The following is a 21,280-nucleotide window of genomic DNA, read 5'->3' as shown; positions in this document are numbered from 1 at the left end:
CGTCAGCCGCCGATCGCCGACATGGGCCGGCCGGGCTGCAGGAACGACGGGTCGTCGATGCCGTGCCCGGCGCGCTTGGCCCGCACCGCCAGCCGCCAGCGGTCGGCCAGCTCGGCGTCGTCGGCGCCGCCGCGCAGGGCGTCGCGGAGGTTGGACTCCTCGGTGGCGAACAGGCAGTTGCGGATCTGCCCGTCGGCGGTCAGCCGCACCCGGTCGCAGGCGCCGCAGAACGGACGGGTGACCGAGCCGATCACGCCGACCGTCTCCGGGCCGCCGCCGATCGCGAACGACTCGGCGGGGGCGCTGCCCCGGTCGTGCTCGCCGTCGGGGGCCAGGTCGAACGCGGCGGACAGCCGGTCCAGGATCTCGTCCGCGGTGATCATGTTCTCGCGGGTCCAGCCGTGCTGGGCGTCCAGCGGCATCTGCTCGATGAACCGCAGCCGGTAGCCGTGCTCCAGGCAGAACCGCAGCAGCGGCACCGCCTCGTGGTCGTTGATCCCGCGCATCAGCACCGCGTTGATCTTGACGGGTTCGAGCCCGGCCGCCCGCGCGGCGGTGAGGCCGGTGAGGACGTCGCCGAGCCGGTCGCGGTTCGCGAGCCGCTTGAACGTGCCGCGGTCGAGGGTGTCGAGGGACACGTTCACCCGGTCGAGCCCGGCCTCGGCGAGCGGCGCGGCCAGCCGGGCGAGCCCGATGCCGTTGGTGGTCAGCGAGATCTGGGGGCGCGGGGACAGCGCGGCCGTCCGCGCCACGATGCCGGGCAGTCCGCGCCGCAGCAGCGGCTCGCCGCCGGTGTAGCGGACCTCGGTGACCCCGAGGTCGCGGACGGCGATGCCGACGAGCCGCACCACCTCGTCGTCGGTGAGCAGCTCCGGTTTGGGCAGCCACTCCAGCCCCTCGGGGGGCATGCAGTACGAGCACCGCAGATTGCAGCGGTCGGTGAGCGAGACCCGCAGGTCCGTCGCGGTACGGCCGAATGTGTCGACCAGCACTGGCGCCCCTTCCTGCCGGCCGGCGGCACCGGGCTTGTGGCCCGCCGGAGGTTGCGGTCGGTCACACCAGCCTATTGCGGTGGTTGACGATTCGTCGCATCACGGTGGACCGTTACGTTCTGCCGGGAGAGAGGGAGGCCGGAGTGACGACGGTACGCGAGTGGGAGTTCGCCGGGACGCGGGGCGCCGTCACCGCCCGGATCTGGACGGACGGGGGCTCTCCGCGGTCCGGGGAGCCGCGCTACGTCGCGGTGCTCGCGCACGGCTACGGCGAGCACCTCGGCCGCTACGACCACGTCGCGGACGTCCTCGTCCGGCACGGCGCCGTCGTCTGCGGGCCCGACCACATGGGCCACGGCCGCTCCGCCGGCGACCGCGTGCTGATCGAGGACTTCGAGGACGTCGTCGCCGACCTGCACACGGTCGTGGAGTCGGCGCGCGGCGACCACCCCGGCCTGCCCGTCGTCATGATCGGCCACTCGATGGGCGGGCTGATCGCCGCCCGGTACGCGCAGCTGCACGGCGGCGGCCTCGCCGCCCTCGTGCTGTCCGGGCCGGTGCTCGGCCGCTGGCACGTCGTCGCGGAGCTGCTCCCCCTGGACGAGATGCCGGACGCGCCGATCGACACGTCCACGCTGTCCCGCGACCCGGCCGTCGGCAAGGCGTACAGCGAGGACCCGCTCATCTGGCACGGCCCGTTCAGGAAGCCCACGATCGAGGCCCTCGACACCGCGCTCCGCCGCGTCGGCGAGCACGGCTCCGTCGGGGCGCTGCCCACGCTGTACGTGCACGGCGCCGCCGACGAACTCGTCCGGCCCGCCGACACACGCGCCGGCATCGAGGCGATCCGCGGCGAGGACCTCACCGAGCGGCTCTACCCCGGCGCCCGCCACGAGGTCTTCAACGAGACCAACCGCGACGAGGTCCTCGCCGACGTCACCGCGTTCATCGACCGCCTCCGCTGACCGGCGGGCGGCGCCGGTCAGCGGAGGAGGCGACGGGGACGAGGCGGCGGGCGCTCAGCCCTTGACGCAGACGAGCTGGCGCAGGCGGGCGACGACCTCGACCAGGTCGGACTGGGCGGCGATCACCGTCTCCAGGTCCTTGTAGGCGCCCGGGATCTCGTCGACGACGCCGCCGTCCTTGCGGCACTCGACGCCCTTCGTCTGCTCGATCAGGTCGTCCACGGTGAAGCTCTTGCGGGCCTTGTTGCGGCTCATCCTGCGGCCCGCGCCGTGCGAGGCGGAGTTGTACGCGGTCTCGTTGCCGAGGCCGCGCACGATGTAGGTGCCGGTCGCCATCGAGCCCGGGATGATCCCGAGGTCGCCGCGGCCCGCCCGGATCGCGCCCTTGCGGGTGACGAGCAGCTCCTCGCCGCCGTACACCTCCTCCGCCACGTAGTTGTGGTGGCAGGAGATCACCTCGCCCCACCGGCAGAGCCTCTCGCCGAACCGCCTGGTCACGACGTTCTGCGCGAGCGCCATCATGACGGCGCGGTTGCGGCGCGCGTACTCCTGCGCCCAGAACAGGTCGTGGCGGTAGGCGTCCATCTTGGCGGTGCCGGTGATGAACACGGCGAGGTCGTTGTCGGGGAGGTCCTGGTTGTGGGGCAGCTTGCGGGCGGCCTCGATGTGGTGCTCGGCCAGCTCGTTGCCGATGTTGCGCGACCCCGAGTGCAGGACGAGCCAGATCGCGCCCTCGCCGTCCGCGCACAGCTCCAGGAAGTGGTTGCCGCCGCCGAGCGTGCCCATCTGCTGGCGGGCGCGGCCGTGCCGGGCCCGGACCGCCGGGTGCAGGTCGTCGAGCTGCCTCCAGAACTCGTACCAGCCGCGCTCCTTCAGGTTCGGGAGCGCGGACGGGTCGACGGCGGTCCGGTGCGAGCCGCGCCCGACGGGGATCGCCTGCTCCAGCCGGTGCCTGATGCCGGACAGGTCGTCCGGCATGTCGTCGACGGTGAGCGACGACTTGACCGCGGTCATCCCGCAGCCGATGTCGACGCCGACGGCCGCCGGGGACACCGCGTTCTTCATCGCGATGACCGAGCCCACGGTGGCGCCCTTGCCGTAGTGGACGTCGGGCATCACCGCGAGGCCCTCCACCCACGGCAGGGCGGAGACGTTGCGGAGCTGGTCGAGGGCGATGTCCTCGACGGTGTCGGGGTCGGTCCACATCCGGATGGGAACGCGGCCGCCCTTGAGCGTCTGGTACGGCATGCCTTCTCCTTGATCGACGGAACCGGACCGCGGTCTATGAGGCCAGAGTCACCGGTCGTCGTTCAACTGGTTTTCCCCGTCCTGGCGGGGTTCATCACCGTTCGTCCGGCGACGCTCGGTGAGGCCCAGCCGGTCCAGGTGGCGCAGCAGGGCGACGGCGACGCGGCGGCCGGTGCCCAGGGCGTCGGCGGCCTGGGCGGGCGTGAACGGCTGCGGCAGGCCGTCCAGGACGCGCAGCGCCTCCCGGTCGGCGCCCGGCGCCAGGACGATGTCCGCCTCGCCGCCCTCCTCGTCGCCGGGGATGCGCAGGACGGCGCCGGCGCGCTCGGCGGCGGCGAGCAGCTCGCCGGTGAGCCCCAGCTCGCCGAGGCGCTCGGCGGACGGCGGCGCGAACGGCGCGTCCGCGAGGTCGGCGCGGAGCAGCTCGACGGCCCGCGTCCAGGGCGGCGGCGGCGCCGCGGCGATCGCGGCGGGCGCCGCCGGACGCGGCTCGGGGCCGGGCGCGGGACCGGGCCCGTAGACGCGTCCGGCGTCCACCCGCAGCGGCGGCCGGACGAGCGCGGTGACGAGCTGCCGGGCCGGGAGGCCGAGCCGCAGCCGGACGGTCTCCAGCGGGATGCCCGGCGCGTGCGGGCTCCCCGCCGCGTGCCGGGACGTCTCCGCGGCGAGGCGCTCGAACAGCGACGACCAGTGCGCCGGGTCGGCGACCCACTCGCCGTTCAGCGCGACGGCGTCCGGCGGCGGGGCGCAGCCCATCAGCGACAGCTCCGAGCGCCGCAGCACGCCGTGCCGCTTCAGCACGATCGTGCCGTCCGGCCGGTCGGGCCAGGACGCCAGCTCCCGCGCGCGGGCCGCGCCCGCGCCGCGGCGCACGAGGGTCGGCGGCCGCACGTCCAGGACGCTCACCCCGGCGATCGAGCGGCGCGCCGGGTCGCGCAGGACGCCGGTGTCGCCGAGGTGCAGGGCGAGCCGGGTGTTCAGCGTCAGCCGGGCGGTGTCGGGGCCGAGCGGCCGCAGCCGGACCGGGACGGCGGCGCTGCCGAGGTGCAGCGTCAGCTGCCGCGCCAGCCGCCCGGACGCCTCGCCGAACCGGGTGCGGACGTCGACGGAGGTGGTGTGGGTCCAGGCGCCGGGCGTGACCAGGGCCATGCCGGCGTCCACGCGGCCCGCGTCGCGGAGCGTCAGCACGACCCGGGAGACGCCGCCGACCGTGTCGCACGGCTCGCCGGCGCAGCCGATCGTCCGGACGCGGACGCGGTCCCCGGCGGGCATCAGGAGCAGCTCGCCGCCCACCGCGACCGTCCCGGCGGCGAGGGTGCCGGTGACGACGGTCTGCCGCCCGGCCGTGAAGGCGTGGTCGACCCACAGCCGCACCGGGGCGGCCGGGTCGGGCACGGGCAGGCGGCCGGCGAGCCGGTCGAGGGCGGCGGCCAGCTCGTCCACGCCGGCGCCGGTGGCGGTGCTGACGGCGACGGCCTCCACACCGCGCAGCGCGGTGCCGGCGAGCCGCTCGCGGACCTGGCGCAGCGCGAGCCGGGAGTCGGCGGCGTCGGCCTTGGTGACCGCGAGGACGCCGAACCGGACCCCGAGCGCGCCGAGGGCGTCCAGGTGCTCGCCGGTCTGCGGCATCCACCCCTCGTCGGCGGCGACGGCGAGCAGGGCGGCGGGCGCGGACGCGGCGCCCGCGAGCATGGCCGGGACGGAGCGCTCGCCGCCGGGGACGTCGACGAACGCCACGCGCCGCCCCGAGGGCAGCGCCGTCCACGCGCCCGCCTCGCCCGGCTCCTTGCCGGTGAGCGCGCGCACGAGCGCCGACTTGCCGTGCCCACCGTGTCCGGCGGTGGTGACGACCTGCATCAGCGGCCTTTCCGGGCCGGAGCGCGGAGGGCCGTGCGGGGGAATGCTTCGCGGGGGTTGTGCAGACGAAGGTCCACGGAAGGCAACCCTAGGGACGCCGGGGCCCCGCGCAAAACCCGGTCGGCCCGCGTCCCGGCGCGGAACGTCGCACTGACCTCATGTAAACCACAAACGACCAGAAATCATCACCGGTTCAGTCGCGTCCGGAACGGGCGTCGCCCGGTTCCGCCGCCCCCGCGCCGCCCGCGCCCGCCGGGCCCGTGCGCGCCGCGAAGCCGTCGGAGTGCGCCGCGAAGTCGTCGACCATCCGGTGGACGAGCCCGGCCAGCCGCTCGCGGTCGGCGGGCGTCCACCCGGCGAGCGCGTCGGCGATCCAGTTCCGCCCGGCCGCGCGGATGCTCTCGACCGCGGCCCGCCCGGACTCGCTCAGCCCGATCCGCCGGCACCGCCCGTCCGCGGGGTCGGGCACCCGCTCGACGTAGCCGGCCCGCTCCAGCCGCTGCACCTGCCGGGTGACGTGCGGCGCCTCCACCGCCAGCCGGGCGGCCAGCTCCCCCGGCCGCATGGGCCCGCCGCCGTCGGCCAGGGCGCGCAGGACGGGGACGGCCGCGCGCTCCACCGGGACGCCGGCGGCGGCGACCGTCCGGTCGTGCTGGCGGGCGCGGGTCAGCATGTGCGCGACCCGGCTGAGCGCCCGCTCGATCTCGGCGGTCCCGGCCTCGGCCGGGCCGTGCGGCACCGCTGGCGACATGGCGAGAACCCTACCCCTCTACACTTACTTAACTTAAGTAAGTAAGTACGGAAACGTGCAGGACAGCGGACGGCGCCGCGCGGCCGGAACCCCCCGGCGGGCGCGATCGCCCGCATCGGGGAGGTTCGCATGACCGGCGCCCAGGCCACGGCGCGCACGGCGGCCGGGCGGCCGCCCGCGGGTGCCGCGCGCACCGGCCGCACCCTGCTCGCGCTCGCCGCGGCCGGGATGGTCGTCTCGGTGCAGCAGACCCTCGTGCTGCCGCTGCTGCCCCAGTTCATGGACCGCTTCGACGCCTCGATCACCGACGTGACCTGGGTTTTCACGGCGTCGCTGCTGGCCGGCGCGGTCGCCACCCCGGTGCTGACGCGGTTCGGCGACATGTACGGCAAGAAGCGGATGATCGTCCTCGCGCTGGTGCTGCTGGTGGCCGGGTCGGTGGTCTGCGCGGTGTCGGGCTCGCTCCCGGTCCTCATCGCCGGGCGCGCGATGCAGGGCGTGTCGTCCTCGATGATCCCCCTCGCGATCGGCATGATCCGGGACGTCTTCCCGCGCGAGCGGATCATCACGGCGATCGGCATCGTCAGCGCCACCATGGGCGTCGGCGGCAGCGCCGGCATGATCGTGACCGGGCTGATCGCCGCCCGCACCGACAGCCACCACCCGGTGTTCTGGATCACCGCCGCGCTGGGCGCGGCCGCGCTGGCGCTCGTCGCGGTCTGCGCCCGCGACACCGGCGCCCGGGCCGGCGGCAGGCCCGACCTCGCCGGCGCCGCGCTGCTCGCCGCCTGGCTCGTCTGCCTGCTGCTCGGCATCAGCGAGGGCAACGCGTGGGGCTGGACGTCCGGCGGCGTCCTCGGCCTGTTCGGCGCCGCCGCGGCGCTCTGCGCCGCATGGGTGGCCGTCGAGATGCGGGTCCGCGAGCCGCTGGTGCGGCTGAACCTGCTGGTCGGCGCGCGGTCCCTCTCGGCCAACATCGTGTCGGCGCTCCTCGGCTTCTCGATGTTCGCCGCCTTCACGCTGATCGCCGGGTTCGTGCAGGCGCCGTCCGCGGAGGTCGGGTACGGGCTGGACGGGTCGGTGCTGGACGTCGGCCTCTACATGCTGCCGAGCACCGTCACGATGCTGGTGTTCTCGGCGCTGGCCGGGCGGATCGCGGCGCGGCTCGGGCCCGCCTACACCCTCGCCGCCGGGTCGGCGTTCGCCGGGCTGTGCTACGCGTGGCTGGCGGTGTCGAACTCGCACGTGTACGACATGCTCGCGTTCAGCGCCATCCAGGGCATCGGGTTCGGGATCGCCTACGCGGCGCTCGGCACGCTCGCCGTCCAGCACGTCCCGATGGACCAGAGCGGCATCGCCAGCGGGATCAACTCGCTCGTCCGCACCACCGGCGGCAGCGTGGCGGGCGCGGTCACCGCCACGATCCTGGCCGGGCAGGTCGTCGGCGGGACGGACGTCCCCACGCTCGCCGCGTACGAGCTGTGCTTCTGGATCGTCGCGGCCGGCGCGGCCGTGGCCGCGCTCATCGCCGTCGCGCACGGCCTCCGGCACCCCGACTGACGGGCCCGCCGGAGGCGCCGGCGCGCGGGCCGGGCGGCGCGGGCCCTTGACGAACGGGCCCCTCGCCATGCCCTATAGGGGGTGCGGCCCGAATCGCGAACCGGGCCTCAGCGCAGACCAGTGCCACGGATCGCACAGGGCCGCGGAGCGACAGCCGGGGGCCCGCCACCGGGAGGACGACATGGGCGCCTACGCGGCCGCGTACGAACGCAGCATCGCCGACCCGACCCGCTTCTGGGGGCTGGCGGCCCGCGACGTCCGCTGGCTCGTCCCGCCGGACCGGGTGCTGGACGACGGGGCGCCGCCGTTCTACCGGTGGTTCACCGGCGGCGAGCTGAACACGTGCGACAACGCGCTCGACCGGCACGTCGAGGAGGGCCGCGGCGACCAGGCCGCGCTGATCTACGACAGCCCCGTCACCGGGACCGTGCGCAGCTACACCTACCGCGAGCTGACCCGCCTCGTCGCCCGGTTCGCGGGGGCGCTGCGCGCGCAGGGCGTCGACCGCGGCGACCGCGTCGTCATCTACCTGCCGATGGTGCCCGAGGCGGTCATCGCGATGCTGGCCTGCGCCCGGCTCGGCGCGGTCCACTCGGTCGTCTTCGGCGGGTTCGCGGCCCGGGAGCTGGCCGTCCGCATCGACGACGCGCGACCCAAGGCGGTCGTGTCGGCGTCCTGCGGGATCGAGGCGGGCCGGATCGTCCCCTACAAGCCGCTGCTCGACCAGGCGCTGGACCTGGCCCGGCACAAGGTCGAACGCTGCGTGATCCGGCAGCGCGAGCAGCTGCACGCCGACCTCGTCCGGCCGCGGGACGTGGAGTGGGACGAGGCGGTCGCCGCCGCCGATCCCGCCGAGTGCGTGCCCGTGGCCGCCACCGACCCGCTCTACATCCTGTACACGTCGGGGACGACGGGGCGGCCCAAGGGCGTCGTCCGCGACAACGGCGGGCACGCGGTGGCGCTGCGCTGGTCCATGGAGAACGTGTTCGGCGTCGGGCCGGGCGACGTGTTCTGGGCCGCGTCCGACGTCGGCTGGGTCGTCGGGCACTCCTACATCGTGTACGCGCCGCTGCTCACCGGCTGCACGACCGTCCTGTACGAGGGCAAGCCGGTCGGGACGCCCGACCCGGGCGCGTTCTGGCGCGTCGCCGCGCAGCACCGGGTGAAGGCGCTGTTCGCCGCGCCGACCGCGATCCGGGCGATCAAGAAGGAGGACCCGGAGGGCGCGCTGCTCGCCGGGCACGACCTGTCCGCGCTGGACACGCTGTTCCTCGCCGGGGAGCGCCTCGACCCCGACACCTACCGGTGGGCGTCGCGCATCCTGGACCGGCCGGTCGTCGACCACTGGTGGCAGACCGAGACCGGCTGGCCGATCGTGGCGAACCTGCGCGGGCTGGAGCCGATGCCGGTGAAGGCGGGCTCCCCTTCGGTCCCGGTGCCCGGCTACGACGTGCGGGTCCTCGGCCCGGACGGCGGGCCCGTCCGGCCCGGCGACGACGGCGACATCGCGATCCGGCTGCCGCTGCCGCCCGGCACGCTGCCCACCCTGTGGCAGGACGACGAGCGGTTCGTCGAGTCGTACCTGACGAAGTTCCCCGGGCACTACCTGACGGGCGACGGCGGGCACATCGACGAGGACGGCTACGTGTGGGTGATGGGCCGCACCGACGACGTCATCAACGTGGCGGGGCACCGGCTGTCCACCGGGACGATGGAGGAGGTCATCTCCTCCCACCCGGCCGTCGCGGAGTGCGCGGTCATCGGCGTCGGCGACGCGCTGAAGGGGCAGGTGCCGCGCGGGCTCGTCGTCCTCAAGAGCGGGGTCCTCGCCGAGCCGGGCGAACTGGCCGCCGAACTCGTCGGGATGGTCCGCGAGCAGGTCGGGCCCGTCGCGGCGCTGAAGCAGGTCACGATCGTCCCGGCGCTGCCGAAGACCCGCTCGGGCAAGATCCTGCGGGGCGTGATGCGGGGCATCGCCGACGGCCGCGAGGTGACCGTCCCGTCCACGATCGAGGACCCGGACGTGCTGGACGACCTGCGTCCCGTCCTGCGCGGCTCCTAGACGCGGCTCCTGGAGGCCGCGCTAGGGGCGGTGGCCGGTGCGCTTCGGCCACAGCGCCGCCACCAGGCAGACGCCGATCGCCGCGAGGACGATCTGCAGGACCGTCTCCCAGGGGCTCCAGCCGCCGTCGCCGACGCCGAACACCTGGGCCAGGCCCGTCCCGGCGAACGCCGCGACGACGCCGGCCGCCATCAGGAGCCAGACCGGCATGTCCGGGCGGCCGGGCACGAGCAGCCGCCCGAGGACCCCGATCACCGCGCCCAGGACGACGGCGGCCGCGAGCCCCGTGATGGTCATGTGCGCTCCTCAACTCCCCGCCCCGGCGGGACCGGGTCCCCCGGGCCCTACCCGCCTCCCGGACGGCGACACGGCGCCGCCGGGCACGGCGCGGCCTCGCACGGCCGGGGGCGTCAGCGGACGACGAGCGTGTGCCGCCCCCGCGGGACGAGTTCGCCGACGACGGGCGCGCCCGGGATCTCCCCGGCGACGAGCAGCCCGCCGGAGGTCTGCGCGTCGGCCAGCAGCAGCCGCTCCTCCTCGGTGATCCGGCGGAACTCGGTGTGCGGGGACACCCACGACAGGTTGCGCCGCGTCCCGCCGGGCACGAAGCCGTCCCGGACGGCGGCCCGCGCCCCGTCCAGGTAGGGGACGGCGGCGGCGTCGACGACGGCCGTGACGCCGCTCGCCCGCGCCACCTTGTACAGGTGGCCGAGCAGGCCGAAGCCGGTGACGTCGGTGGCGCACGCGGCGCCGCGCTCCAGGGCGGCGACCCCCGCGTCCGCGTTGAGGCGCGTCATCGTCTCCACGGCGTGCGGGAACACCTCGCCGGTGGCCTTGTGCCGGGCGTTGAGGACGCCGAGGCCGAGCGGCTTCGTCAGCGACAGCGGGAGGCCGGGGCGGCCGGCGTTCAGCCGCAGCAGCCGGTCCGGGTCGGCGAGGCCGGTGACGGCCAGCCCGTACTTGGGCTCGGGATCGTCGATGCTGTGCCCGCCCGCGATCGCGCAGCCGGCGAGGGCCGCGACGTCCCGTCCGCCGCGCAGCACCTCGCGGGCCAATTCGGCGGGCAGCGTGTCGACCGGCCAGCCGAGCAGGTTCACGGCCATGAGCGGCTCGCCGCCGACGGCGTAGACGTCGGAGAGCGCGTTCGCGGCGGCGATGCGCCCCCAGTCGTAGGCGTCGTCGACGACGGGGGTGAAGAAGTCGGCGGTGGACACCACGGCCCGGCCGCCGTCGATCCGCAGCACGGCCGCGTCGTCGCCGTCCGGCCCGCCGACGAGCAGCGCGTCGCCGCCGCCGGTGAGGCCGGTCACGACCCGCTCCAGCATCCCGGGCGGGATCTTGCACGCGTCGCCGCCGCCGTGCGCGTACTGCGTCAGGCGGGCCACGGGGGCGAGGCGGGTCACCTGCAAGATTTAACGCACAACGAACACAAATGATCAAGAAACGGACAGTACGGATGCGGTCACCGAGGGGCGAACATCCCGCCCGACCAGCGCGGAAGTCCGCGAAACGCTTGCCCGAACCTCGTTCGGCATGATGCGATTCCCCTTCTGCAAGTCATCACTTACTTCAAGGGGCGACATGGGGATTCGGGAAGAGCAGGCCGAACTCGACCGGGCCGTCGAGGGCCGGACGATCTGCACCAGCCTGGCCGCGACCGCGGCGGAGCACGGCGGCCGGCCCGCCTACGCGGACCGCGTCGACGGCGAATGGAAGACCCTGACCTGGGCCGACACCCGGACCCGCGCGCTGGAGACGGCCGCCGGGTTCGCCGCCCTCGGCCTGGCGGCCGGGGACGTCGTGGCGCTGATGATGCCGAACCGGTCCGAGCACGTGCTGGCCGACCTCGGCGCCGTGCACGCGGGCGGCGTCCCGACCACGGTGTACGCGACGCTCGCGCCCGACCAGGTCGCGTTCGTGGCCGGGCACTGCTCCGCCAAGTACGCCGTCCTGGACGGCAAGGACCAGCTCGACCGCTGGCGGCCCGTCCTCGACCGGCTCCCCGAGCTCCGCACGATCATCGTCGTGGACGCCGCCGCCTGCCCGTCCGGCGACCGGTACCTGAGCTGGGACGCCTTCACCGCGCTCGGCCGCGAGCGGCTCGCCGCCGACCCGGCCGAGATCGACCGCCGCTGGCGGGCCGTCAAGCCCGAGGACACCGTCACCCTGCTCTACACCTCCGGCACCACCGGCGACCCCAAGGGCGTCCTGATCACCCACTCGATGGTGCTGCACGAGGCGGAGATGGTCGAGCGCAGCTCCGTGCTGCCCGAGCACCCGGCCGGCGTCTCCTACCTCCCGTTCGCGCACATCGCCGACCGCGTCCTCAGCTACTACCTGCCCGTCCGGCTCGCCTCCCACATCCACTTCTGCCCCGACCCGTCCCAGCTCACCACGGTCCTGGCCGAGGTGCGGCCGCACTCCTTCTTCGGCGTGCCCCGCGTCTGGGAGAAGATCATGGCGGGCATCCAGGCCGTCCTGTCCGCCGAGCAGGACGAGACCAGGAAGCGGGCCGTCCAGGCCGCCCTCGGCGCCGGGCGCGCCTACGTGACGGCCCAGGAGCACGGCAACACCCTCACCCCCGAGATCACCGCCGCGTTCGAGACGGCGGACAAGGCCGTGCTCACCCCGATGCGCGCCCTCCTCGGCCTGGACCGCGTCCGCCAGGCCTCCAGCGCCGCCGCGCCCCTCCCCGTCGAGGTCGCCCGCTTCTTCGCCGGCCTCGGCCTGAAGATCTTCGACGCCTACGGCATGACGGAGACCACCGGCGCCATCACCGCCAATCTCGCCGACTCCTTCAAGCTCGGCACCGTCGGCCGCCCGTTCGCCGGCGTCGAGCTGAAGCTCGCCGACGACGGCGAGATCCTCGTCCGCGGCGCCACCTGCACCCCCGGCTACCTGAACCGCCCGGACGCCACCGCCGAGCTCATCGACGCCGACCGCTGGGTGCACACCGGCGACGTCGGCCGCCTGGACGCCGACGGCTTCCTCACCGTCGTCGACCGCAAGAAGGAGCTCATCATCACCGCGGGCGGCGAGAACATCGCCCCGTCCCTCATCGAGAACCACCTCAAGGAGCACCCGCTCGTCGGCCAGGCCCTCGCCTTCGGCGACCGCCGCCCCTACGTGGTCGCCCTCATCACCCTCGACGGCGAGGTCGCCCCCGTCTGGGCCGCCGCCCACGGCATCGACACCACCGACCTCGCCGCCCTCGCCGACCACCCCCTCGTCCTGGAGGAGGTCGCCCGCGCCGTCGAGGACGCCAACACCCGCCTCGCCCGCGTCCAGCAGGTCAAGAAGTGGCGCCTGCTGCCCGCCGAGTGGACCGCCGAGAGCGAGGAGCTGACCCCGACCCTCAAGCTGAAGCGCCGCGTCGTCCACTCCAAGTACTCGCCCGACATCGACTCCCTCTACGAGTCCTGAGTACGGAGACTAAGATCACCGGTGGAGGCGTGTGAGCGCCTGGTGGCCTCCCCGGCCTTCAAAGCCGACGGTCCCGAGGATCTCGGGACGGCGGGTTCGATTCCCGTACGCCTCCGCCATCCGCCCGCCAGGTGATCGTCCGGCGCGGCGGCGGAAGATCGCCTACGGCGTCATGATGGGGACGTGCCTCACGCTGTTCGTGCTGGCGTGGGCCGTCGTGCGGGACTGGTCGCACACCGCCGCGCTCGTGATGTCGGCGGTGGCGCTCGTCATCCCGCCGTTCGCGGCGATCGTGGCGAACTGGAACATCGACCGCCGCGACTGAGCCGCTACTCGCCGCCCTTGGGCTGCGGGGGCTCCTTCATGTTGAAGCGGACCTGGTCGCCCTCCACGGAGGTGACCGTGACGATCAGCGGGTAGGTGCCGCCCTTGGCGTCCCGCACGGTGCACTCGATCACGGTGCCGATCTTGCCCTTCAGGTCCTCCGGGCACTCGGCGGTGGCCGGCCCGATGCCGCCGTCGTCGAAGGGCCCGCTGAACTTGGCGACGATCTGCTCCTCCACGTCTGCGGCGGAGACCGTCTTGGTCACCTCGCAGGCGGCGGTGGTCAGCGCCAGGGCGCCGAGAAGGGCGGGTACGGCCAGGAACTTGCGCATCGGTGTCGTTGCTCCCCGTCTGTTCGGTGTGCGTTCGTACGGTGCCGCGGCCCGGTCCCCGTGGGGCGCGTCCGGCACGTTCCGATGCTCGCGACCCGGACGACCCGGGCACCAGGGCGCCCCGTCCCGCACGAAAAAGGACCAGGAAAGGGACAGAACGGTCCGAACTTTTCGTTACTCACGGGTATCCGGGGTACCGTCACGGCTATGGGGCGGATCACCGTGCGCAGGCCCGTGCTGCGGCTGAGCACGACCGGGGCGCGGGGCCGCAGGCCCGACACGCTCGCGGTGGAGGAGCCGCTGGAGATCCGCGTCGCCGGGAAGCCGCTCACGATCACGATGCGCACGCCGGGGCACGACTTCGACCTGGTCGCCGGCTTCCTGGCGGCCGAGGGCGTCATCGCGGGCGCCGGCGACCTGTCGGCGATGCGGTACTGCGCCGACACGGTCGAGCAGAACACGCTGGACGTGACGCTGGCGCCCGGGGTCCCGCCGCCGGACGACTCGATGACCAGGGCGTTCACCACGACGAGCGCGTGCGGCGTGTGCGGGAAGTCGAGCATCGAGGCGCTGCGCGCCGACCGGCCCTACGAGGTGGCCGCCGATGCGGTGCGCATCGCGCCGGACGTGCTCGCGGTGCTGCCGGAGCGGCTGCGGGAGGCGCAGCGGGTCTTCGCCCGGACGGGCGGGCTGCACGCGGCCGGGCTGTTCGGCGCCGGGGGCGGGCTGCTCGCCGTGCGGGAGGACGTCGGGCGGCACAACGCGGTCGACAAGGTGGTCGGGTGGGCCTTGCGGCAGGGGCGGCTGCCCCTCACCGGGACGGTCCTGATGGTGAGCGGGCGCGCGTCGTTCGAACTGACGCAGAAGGCGATGGCGGCGGGCGTCCCGGTGCTCGCGGCCGTGTCGGCGCCGTCCTCGCTGGCGGTCGAACTCGCCGAGGACGCCGGGATGACGCTGGTCGGCTTCCTGCGCGGTGAGACCATGAACGTTTACGCGGGAGCGGAGCGTATCGCCCTGTGACGGGCCGTACTTGTCATCACAGACTGAAAACCAAGCGGTAACTTGTTGGATCGCCCGCAAGAAACCGCGGGCCCCGCAGGAGTTGACTGCTCCCCCGATGGCATACGCGCGCGCGGAAATGAGGACGGCATGACGAGGCCCCTGACTGGCGGCGCACCGGTGTCCGGCATCGACGAGCGCCACCCGCCGATCAAGCCGCGGCGGGTGGCCTTCGACTGGTCGGGAACCCCGCTGCACTGGGTGCCGGGCGACCCCGTCGCCACCCACATCATCAACTCGTTCCACATCGTCCTGCCCGAGGGCGAGAAGTGGTTCGTCCAGTGCGTCAAGGACGCCCGCCCCCACATCCGGGACGCGCGCCTCCTGGACGAGATCAAGGGGTTCATCGGCCAGGAGATGGTGCACGCCCGGTCGCACCAGGGGGTGCTCGACCAGATCCTGGAGACCAACGGGATCGACGTCTCCAAGATCACGGACGCGGCGGCGAAGGGCAACGCCGAGCGCCCCGCGCAGATGGCGGCGCTGAAGGAGCGGAACCCGCGCGCGTGGCGGCGGCGGCTGCGCTTCGAGCTGGCCGCGGTCGCCTCGATCGAGCACTACACCGCCGTGCTCGGCCAGTGGATCATGGACAACGAGCGGTTCGAGAAGGCCGGGGTGGACCCGACCATGCTGGACCTGCTGCGCTGGCACGGCGCCGAGGAGGTCGAGCACCGGTCGGTGGTGTTCGACGTGTACAAGGCCATGGGCGGCCGCTACCCGACGCGCGTCGCGGCCTGGGTGGTCTCGCTGTTCTTCCTGTACTGGGCGCTGATCGGCGGGTCGCTGTACCTGCTCAAGCAGGACCCGACCATCACGAAGCGGGTGACGCCGCTGCGCGTGTACCGGTCGTACCGGCGGTCGGTCCGGCTGGGGCACGTGCCCGGGATCTTCAAGCTGCTGCTCGGCGAGGCGCCCGTCTACCTGAGGCCGAACCACCATCCCTCGAAGGTGTGCTCGACCCCCGCCGCGCTGGACTACCTGATGCGGTCGCCCGCCGCGAAGGCGGCCGGCTACGACCCGTACTAGCCGCCTGCGGGGCCCGTCCCGCGAGACCCCGCCCGAGGGCCCGTACCGCCGCTTCGCACGGGCCCTCGGGCGTCTCCGTGGCGGGGCTCACGCCGCGTCCCCTTGACCCCGGGACGATTCGGCGATTTATTACCAAGATGTCTAATAAAGCGGCCCTGGTTCCTCTGGTCGGCGGGCGCCGGGTCCGCGGGGACGGCGTCGACCTCGCCGTCTACGAGCAGGGCGACCGGTCGCGGCCGACGGTGCTGCTCGTCCACGGCTACCCCGACACCCACGCGGTGTGGGACGAGGTGGCCGCGCTGCTCGCCGAGCGGTTCCACGTCGTCCGGTACGACGTGCGCGGCGCGGGCGCGTCGTCCCGGCCGTTCGGACGGCGGCGCTACGCGTTCGACTACCTGATGTCCGACATGAAGGCCGTGCTGGACGCGACCGCGCCCGAGCGGAAGGTCCACCTGGTCGGGCACGACTGGGGATCGATCCAGGGCTGGGAGGCGGCCTGCACGATGCCGGACCGCTTCGCGTCCTTCACCTCCATCTCCGGGCCGTGCCTGGACCACGTCGGCCACTGGATGCGGCGCAACCTCGCCCGCCCCACGCCGGCCAACCTGAGGCGGGCCGCGGGGCAGGCCGCGCGGTCGACCTACATCTACTTCTTCCAGACGCCGCTCCTGCCGGAGCTGCTGTGGCTGGGCGGGCTGACCAAGCTGTTCACCCGCGCCCTGGCCGTGGGCGAGGGCGTCGCGCCGCGCCCCGGCCACCCGGCGCGCACGATGGCGCGCGACGCCGCCGCCGGCGTCGGGCTGTACCGGGCGAACATGGTGCGGCGGCTGCGCCGGCCCGCCGACCGGCGCACGGACGTGCCGACGCAGGTCATCGTCCCCACGAAGGACCTGTTCGTCTCGCCGCACCTCGTGGGCGGCCTCGGCGGGCGCGTCCCCCACCTGTCGCTGCGTCCCGTCCCCGCCGGGCACTGGGTGCCGCGCAGCCACCCCGGCGTGGTCGCGCGCTGGGTCACCGAGCACATCGCGGGCGTCCGGGGCGGCCCGCTCACCGCCGCCGAGGCCCGCGCCCTGGACCGGGCGCGGGTGCGGCCGGAGCGGCGGCCGTTCGACGGCTCGCTCGTCGTCGTCACCGGCGCGGGCAGCGGCATCGGCCGCGCCACGGCCCTCGCCTTCGCCGGACGCGGCGCCGAGATCGTCGCCGCGGACCTCGACCTGGAGACCGCCCAGCGGACCGCCGGCCTCGCGGGCCTGACCGGCCCGGCCGGACACGCCTTCCAGGTGGACGTGTCCGACCCCGCCGCGATGGAGGGCTTCGCCAAGGCCGTCCTGCACGAGCACGGGGTGCCGGACGTCGTCGTCAACAACGCGGGCATCGGCATGGCCGGATCCTTCTTCGACCACTCCGCCGACGACTGGCGCAAGGTCCTGGACGTCAACCTGTGGGGCGTCGTCCACGGTTCACGGCTCTTCGCCAGGCAGATGGTGGAGCGCGGGCAGGGCGGCCACATCGTCAACACCTCGTCGGCCGCCGCGTTCACTCCGTCCCGCGTGCTGCCCGCCTACTCCACCAGCAAGGCGGCCGTGCTGATGCTGTCGGAATGCCTGCGCGCCGAACTGAAGGGCAAGGGCATCGGCGTCAGCGCCATCTGCCCCGGGATCGTCGACACGGGCATCACCCGGGCGTCGCGTTTCGTCGGCCAGGACACGGACGGGGAGGCGCGCAGCCGGGAGCGCGCGGCACGGGCCTACGCCCGGCGCGGCTACGGGCCCGAGCGCGTCGCGGAGCGGATCGTCGCCGCCGTCCGGAACGACCGCGCCGTCGTCCCCGTCACGCCGGAGGCGCGGCTGAGCCTCCTGGCGTCCCGCGCCGCGCCGGGCGCGCTGCGGCTGCTGGCGCGCCTCAACCCCCGCTGACCCCCGGTACCGGCCGCTCCGCACTGAACACCGGCCGCCCGGGTACCCGTAGGGTGATCATCCGGGCGGACGGGGAGGGGAGGCCGCATGGCGGACGCCGTGGTCGTCGGCGCGGGGCACAACGGGCTCGTCGCGGCCAACATGCTGGCCGACGCGGGCTGGGACGTGGAGGTCCTGGAGGCGCAGCCCGAGCCGGGCGGCGCGGTCCGCAGCGACCGGGGCGTGCACCCCGACTACGTCAGCGACCTGTGCAGCGCGTTCTACCCGCTCGGCGTGGCGTCCCCGGCGATGCGCGCGCTGGACCTCGAACGGCACGGGCTGCGCTGGCGGCACGCGCCGGCCGTCCTGGCCCATCCGCTGCCGGACGGGCGCTGCGCCGTCCTCGAACGCGACCGCGACGCGACGGCGGCGAACCTCGAAGCGCTCGGCTCCGGCGACGGCGCGGCATGGCTGCGGCTCTGCGCGCTGTGGGACGAGATGGGAGAGGACGTCCTGCGCGCCCTGTTCACCCCGTTCCCCCCGATCCGGGCGGCGCTGCCGCTGGCGGTGTCGGCGCGCCGCGCGGGCGGGCTCCGCGCCGTGCGGTCGCTGCTCACGCCCGTCCGCACGCTGGGCGAGCAGGAGTTCACCGGGCCGGGCGGGCGGCTGCTGCTCGCCGGGTCGGCGCTGCACACCGACATGTTCCCCGAGTCGACGGCCGGGTCGGTGTTCGCCTGGCTGCTCGCCATGATCGGCCAGCGGCACGGCTGGCCGGTCCCCGAGGGCGGCGCGGGCGAGCTGACGGCGGCGCTCGTGCGGCGGCTGGAGTCGCGGGGCGGGCGGGTCCGCTGCGACACCCCGGTCGCGTCGGTCGTCGTCCGGGACGGGCGGGCGCTCGGCGTGCGGACCGCGTCCGGGGAGCCGGTGCGCGCCGTGAAGGCCGTCCTCGCGGACGTGTCCGCGCCGGCGCTCTACGGCGGCCTGGTCGGCTGGGCCGACCTGCCCGGCGCGCTGCGCGCGGACATGCGGCGCTTCGACTGGGACCACGCCACCTTCAAGGTCGACTGGGCGCTGTCGGGCCCCGTCCCCTGGTCGTCCCCCGACGCCGCGCGGGCCGGGACCGTCCACCTCTCCCCCGGCATGGCGGCGCTGACCGACTACAGCGCGCACCTCGCGACGGGCCGCGTCCCGTCCGAGCCGTTCGCGCTGCTCGGCCAGATGACGACCGCCGACCCCGCCCGCTCCCCCGCCGGGACGGAGTCGGTCTGGGCCTACACCCACGTCCCCCACCGGGTGAGGGCCGACGCGGGCCCCGACGGCATCACCGGCGGCTGGGACGAGCGGGAGCGGACCGCCATGGCCGAACGGCTGGAGAACGTCGTGGAGCGCCTCGCGCCCGGCTTCCGCGCCCGGATCACCGGCCGCCGCGTCACCGCGCCGCCCGCGTTCCAGGACCACGACGCCAACCTGGTGAACGGGGCCCTCAACGGCGGGACGGCGCTGATCCACCAGCAGCTCGTGTTCCGCCCCGTCCCCGGCCTGGGGCGGGCCGAGACGCCGATCGCGGGCCTCTACCTGGCGTCCGCGTCCGCGCATCCCGGCGGCGGCGTCCACGGCGCCTGCGGGGCGAACGCCGCCCGCGCCGCGCTCGCCCACGCGGGCCCCGGGGGCCGCGTCCTCACCCCCGCCCTCAACGCGCTCGGCCGGCTGCTGGCCCCGTAGCCGGTTTTGGCCGCCACGGGGTTTTCCTCCGGGCCGGAACATGCGACCTTGACAGGAACGACCGGGCGGCGACGACCCGGCGACCGGCACCGGAGTGTGAGGCATGCGGATTCGCGACATCCTTCGGCGGAAGGGAGACACGGTGGCCACGGTCCTGCCCGAGGCCACCGTGCGGCAACTGCTCGCCGTCCTGGCGGAGCACAACATCGGGGCGGTGGTGGTCTCGCCCGACGGCACGTCGATCGCCGGGATCGTGTCCGAGCGCGACGTGGTGCGGCGGCTGCACGACCGCGGCGCCGCGCTGCTCGACCGTCCCGTCTCCGACATCATGACCGCGGACGTCCGCAGCTGCGGCCCCGGCGACAAGGTGGAGGACCTGCGCCGCACCATGACCGAGCACCGGTTCCGGCACGCGCCCGTCGTCGAGGACGGCCGGCTCGCCGGGATCGTCAGCATCGGCGACGTCGTCAAGAGCGCCATCGACGAGCTGGAGAGCGAGCGCGAGCACCTCGTCGGATACATCCAGGGCGCGCCCTGACGCGCCGGCCCCGCCCGAGGTAGAGAAGGGCCGGGTCGGAGACGGGCCGGTCAGACGTAGGCCGGGAGGGGACGGGCGGCCGGGGCCGCCTGGACCTCCCGGTGGGCCAGGGCGAGCCGTTCGACGGCCGAGCGCAGCGCGCCGGGCGGCAGCACGTACGGCAGCCGGACGTAGTCCTCCAGCACGCCGTCCGCGCCGAACACCGGCCCGGCGACGACCCGGACGCCGAGCCGCTCGGCCGCCTCGGCCAGCGCCGTCGCCACGGGCGCGCCGATCCGCGCCCACAGCGACATGCCCCCGGCGGGCAGCCGGAACTCCCAGCCGGGCAGCAGCTCGCGCAGCGCCCCGGCGAGCGCGTCCCGGCCGCGCAGCAGGGTCTCCGCGCGCTCGGCGCGGACCTCCTCCACCCGCAGCAGCAGCTCCCGGACGATCAGCTGGTCGAGCACCGGGCTGGCCATGTCGAACGGCTCGCGCGCCAGCACGAGGCGGCGGGCGAGCGGCGCCGTCGTGCGGATCCAGCCGATGCGCAGCCCGCCCCACAGCAGCTTGGACGCCGACCCGATCGTGATGACCCGACCGCCCGCGTCGTACCCCGCGAGCGGCGCCTCGCGCGGCGCGGCGAGGTCGTGGGCGAGGTCGGCGAACGTCTCGTCGGCGACGAGGAACGCGTCGGCGCGGCGGCCGGCGTCGACGAGCGCGGCCCGGTCCTCGGCCCCCATGAGGAGGCCCGTCGGGTTGTGGAAGTCGGGGATCGTGTACGCCATCCGGACGGCGGCCTGCCGCATCGCGCCGGCGGCGAGCTCGACGTCCCAGCCCTCGTTGACGCCGACCGGGACGAGCCGGGCGCCGCGGCGGCGCAGCGCGCTCAGCGCGTGCGGGTAGGTGGGGCGCTCCACCATGACGGCGTCGCCCGCCTCCACGAGCAGATGCGTCAGGAGCGTGAACGCCTGCTGCGCGCCGGTGGTGACGACGATCTGGTCGGCGCGGGTCGGCACGCCGCGCGCCGCGTACCCGTCGGCGACGACCTGCCGCAGGCACGCCAGCCCGGCGGGCTCGTAGCCGGGTCCCGAGCTGTAGCGGGGCAGTTCCTCGACGGCGGCGGCGACGGCCTCGTCGAAGATCGCCGGAGCGCCGGGGGTGGCGCAGCCGAGGTCGATGAAGGACCCGTCGTCCGGGGCGGGGTGGGCCTTGCCGAACCGCCCGCCGGGCGGGGGCGTGCGGCGGTGCTCCGCCGACATCCGCACCGGGGGCAGCGCCGTCCAGCTCCCCGCGCCCTGCCTGCTCTCGACGTAGCCCTCGTCGCGGAGCCGGTCGTAGGCGGCCGTCACGGTGGTGCGGCTGACGCCGAGGGCGGCGGCGAGGTCCCGTTCGGCGGGCAGCCGGGTCCGCAGCGCGAGCCGCCCGTCCAGGACGAGGCCGCGCACGGACCGGGCCAGCGAGGCGTAGACGGGGCGCTCGCGCGGCACGTCCCCCAGCAGCCGGGCCAGGTTCGGGCCGCTCACATAACGGGTGCTCATACAAGCCAC

17 protein-coding genes, 1 tRNA gene and 1 pseudogene are annotated in these 21,280 nt (G+C 74.8%); 11 read left to right on the top strand and 8 right to left on the bottom strand.

The window, feature by feature from the left end; all coding sequences use genetic code 11:
* Nucleotides 1-2: 2 nt before the first annotated feature.
* On the bottom strand, nucleotides 3-992 hold the full coding sequence (moaA, locus tag ACA511_RS28370; protein ID WP_375027678.1) for a GTP 3',8-cyclase MoaA: 990 nt from the start codon (nucleotides 990-992) through the stop codon (nucleotides 3-5).
* Nucleotides 993-1,135: 143 nt separating this feature from the next.
* Here moaA and ACA511_RS28365 point away from each other — a divergent pair, with 143 nt between their 5' ends.
* Nucleotides 1,136-1,957, top strand: a complete 822-nt coding sequence (locus ACA511_RS28365; protein ID WP_375027677.1) for an alpha/beta hydrolase — start codon at nucleotides 1,136-1,138, stop codon at nucleotides 1,955-1,957.
* Between the two features lie 54 nt (nucleotides 1,958-2,011).
* Here ACA511_RS28365 and ACA511_RS28360 read toward each other — a convergent pair whose 3' ends face one another.
* From ACA511_RS28360 to ACA511_RS28350, 3 genes are all read right to left on the bottom strand, one after another.
* Entirely contained in the window at nucleotides 2,012-3,205 is a 1,194-nt protein-coding gene (locus ACA511_RS28360) for an RtcB family protein (RefSeq protein WP_375027676.1), read from the bottom strand.
* A 48-nt stretch (nucleotides 3,206-3,253) separates the two neighbouring features.
* Nucleotides 3,254-5,062: a SelB C-terminal domain-containing protein gene (locus ACA511_RS28355; protein WP_375027675.1), complete on the bottom strand. Its 1,809-nt coding sequence runs from the start codon at nucleotides 5,060-5,062 to the stop codon at nucleotides 3,254-3,256.
* A 193-nt stretch (nucleotides 5,063-5,255) separates the two neighbouring features.
* A complete protein-coding gene (locus tag ACA511_RS28350; RefSeq protein ID WP_375027674.1) occupies nucleotides 5,256-5,813 on the bottom strand; it encodes a MarR family winged helix-turn-helix transcriptional regulator in 558 nt (185 codons plus the stop codon).
* A gap of 129 nt (nucleotides 5,814-5,942) precedes the next feature.
* On the opposite strand from ACA511_RS28350, the gene ACA511_RS28345 reads away from it, so the two are divergent.
* Both ACA511_RS28345 and ACA511_RS28340 read left to right on the top strand, forming a co-directional pair.
* Nucleotides 5,943-7,373 (top strand): MFS transporter, encoded by a 1,431-nt coding sequence (locus ACA511_RS28345; protein WP_375027673.1) that lies wholly within the window; start codon nucleotides 5,943-5,945, stop codon nucleotides 7,371-7,373.
* A pseudogene (locus tag ACA511_RS28340) lies at nucleotides 7,351-9,435 on the top strand (propionyl-CoA synthetase); the annotation flags it as partial. The gene ACA511_RS28345 and the pseudogene ACA511_RS28340, both read left to right, overlap by 23 nt.
* 21 nt (nucleotides 9,436-9,456) lie before the next feature.
* Here the strand turns inward: ACA511_RS28340 and ACA511_RS28335 are convergent.
* Together ACA511_RS28335 and selD are read right to left on the bottom strand one after the other, a co-directional pair.
* A complete protein-coding gene (locus ACA511_RS28335; protein WP_375027672.1) occupies nucleotides 9,457-9,732 on the bottom strand; it encodes a GlsB/YeaQ/YmgE family stress response membrane protein in 276 nt (91 codons plus the stop codon).
* A gap of 113 nt (nucleotides 9,733-9,845) precedes the next feature.
* A complete protein-coding gene (gene selD, locus ACA511_RS28330; protein WP_375027671.1) occupies nucleotides 9,846-10,838 on the bottom strand; it encodes a selenide, water dikinase SelD in 993 nt (330 codons plus the stop codon).
* Nucleotides 10,839-11,016: 178 nt separating this feature from the next.
* Between selD and ACA511_RS28325 the strand changes: the two genes are divergently transcribed.
* The 3 genes from ACA511_RS28325 (at nucleotide 11,017) to ACA511_RS28315 (ending at nucleotide 13,183) form a co-directional block, all read left to right on the top strand.
* A complete protein-coding gene (locus ACA511_RS28325) occupies nucleotides 11,017-12,858 on the top strand; it encodes an AMP-dependent synthetase/ligase (protein WP_375027670.1) in 1,842 nt (613 codons plus the stop codon).
* 23 nt (nucleotides 12,859-12,881) lie between these two features.
* A tRNA-Sec gene (locus ACA511_RS28320) sits at nucleotides 12,882-12,977 on the top strand.
* Nucleotides 12,977-13,183: a DUF3099 domain-containing protein gene (locus ACA511_RS28315; protein WP_375028077.1), complete on the top strand. Its 207-nt coding sequence runs from the start codon at nucleotides 12,977-12,979 to the stop codon at nucleotides 13,181-13,183. Before ACA511_RS28320 ends, ACA511_RS28315 begins: the two co-directional genes overlap by 1 nt.
* A 4-nt stretch (nucleotides 13,184-13,187) precedes the next feature.
* Here ACA511_RS28315 and ACA511_RS28310 read toward each other — a convergent pair whose 3' ends face one another.
* The gene (locus ACA511_RS28310; RefSeq protein WP_375027669.1) at nucleotides 13,188-13,514 is read right to left on the bottom strand and encodes a DUF4333 domain-containing protein; all 327 of its coding nucleotides are present in this window, start codon (nucleotides 13,512-13,514) and stop codon (nucleotides 13,188-13,190) included.
* 207 nt (nucleotides 13,515-13,721) lie between these two features.
* Here ACA511_RS28310 and fdhD point away from each other — a divergent pair, with 207 nt between their 5' ends.
* The 5 genes from fdhD to ACA511_RS28285 all read left to right on the top strand — a co-directional run bounded on the left by fdhD (nucleotide 13,722) and on the right by ACA511_RS28285 (nucleotide 19,754).
* Entirely contained in the window at nucleotides 13,722-14,534 is an 813-nt protein-coding gene (gene fdhD, locus ACA511_RS28305) for a formate dehydrogenase accessory sulfurtransferase FdhD (protein WP_375027668.1), read from the top strand.
* A 129-nt stretch (nucleotides 14,535-14,663) separates the two neighbouring features.
* Nucleotides 14,664-15,599 carry a metal-dependent hydrolase gene (locus ACA511_RS28300; protein ID WP_375027667.1) on the top strand — a complete coding sequence of 312 codons (936 nt, stop codon included), beginning with the start codon at nucleotides 14,664-14,666 and terminating at the stop codon, nucleotides 15,597-15,599.
* Nucleotides 15,600-15,736: 137 nt separating this feature from the next.
* Entirely contained in the window at nucleotides 15,737-17,515 is a 1,779-nt protein-coding gene (locus ACA511_RS28295; RefSeq protein ID WP_375027666.1) for an SDR family oxidoreductase, read from the top strand.
* An 87-nt stretch (nucleotides 17,516-17,602) separates the two neighbouring features.
* Entirely contained in the window at nucleotides 17,603-19,216 is a 1,614-nt protein-coding gene (locus ACA511_RS28290) for a phytoene desaturase family protein (RefSeq protein ID WP_375027665.1), read from the top strand.
* A gap of 103 nt (nucleotides 19,217-19,319) precedes the next feature.
* Nucleotides 19,320-19,754, top strand: a complete 435-nt coding sequence (locus ACA511_RS28285) for a CBS domain-containing protein (RefSeq protein ID WP_375027664.1) — start codon at nucleotides 19,320-19,322, stop codon at nucleotides 19,752-19,754.
* Between the two features lie 50 nt (nucleotides 19,755-19,804).
* Here the strand turns inward: ACA511_RS28285 and ACA511_RS28280 are convergent, their stop codons facing one another.
* Nucleotides 19,805-21,271, bottom strand: a complete 1,467-nt coding sequence (locus ACA511_RS28280) for a PLP-dependent aminotransferase family protein (RefSeq protein WP_375027663.1) — start codon at nucleotides 21,269-21,271, stop codon at nucleotides 19,805-19,807.
* Between the last annotated feature and the right edge of the window lie 9 nt (nucleotides 21,272-21,280).

This window comes from Actinomadura sp. GTD37 (assembly GCF_041951365.1).
Lineage (GTDB): Bacteria > Actinomycetota > Actinomycetes > Streptosporangiales > Streptosporangiaceae > Spirillospora.
This window is presented reverse-complemented; position numbering and strand designations above follow the sequence as displayed.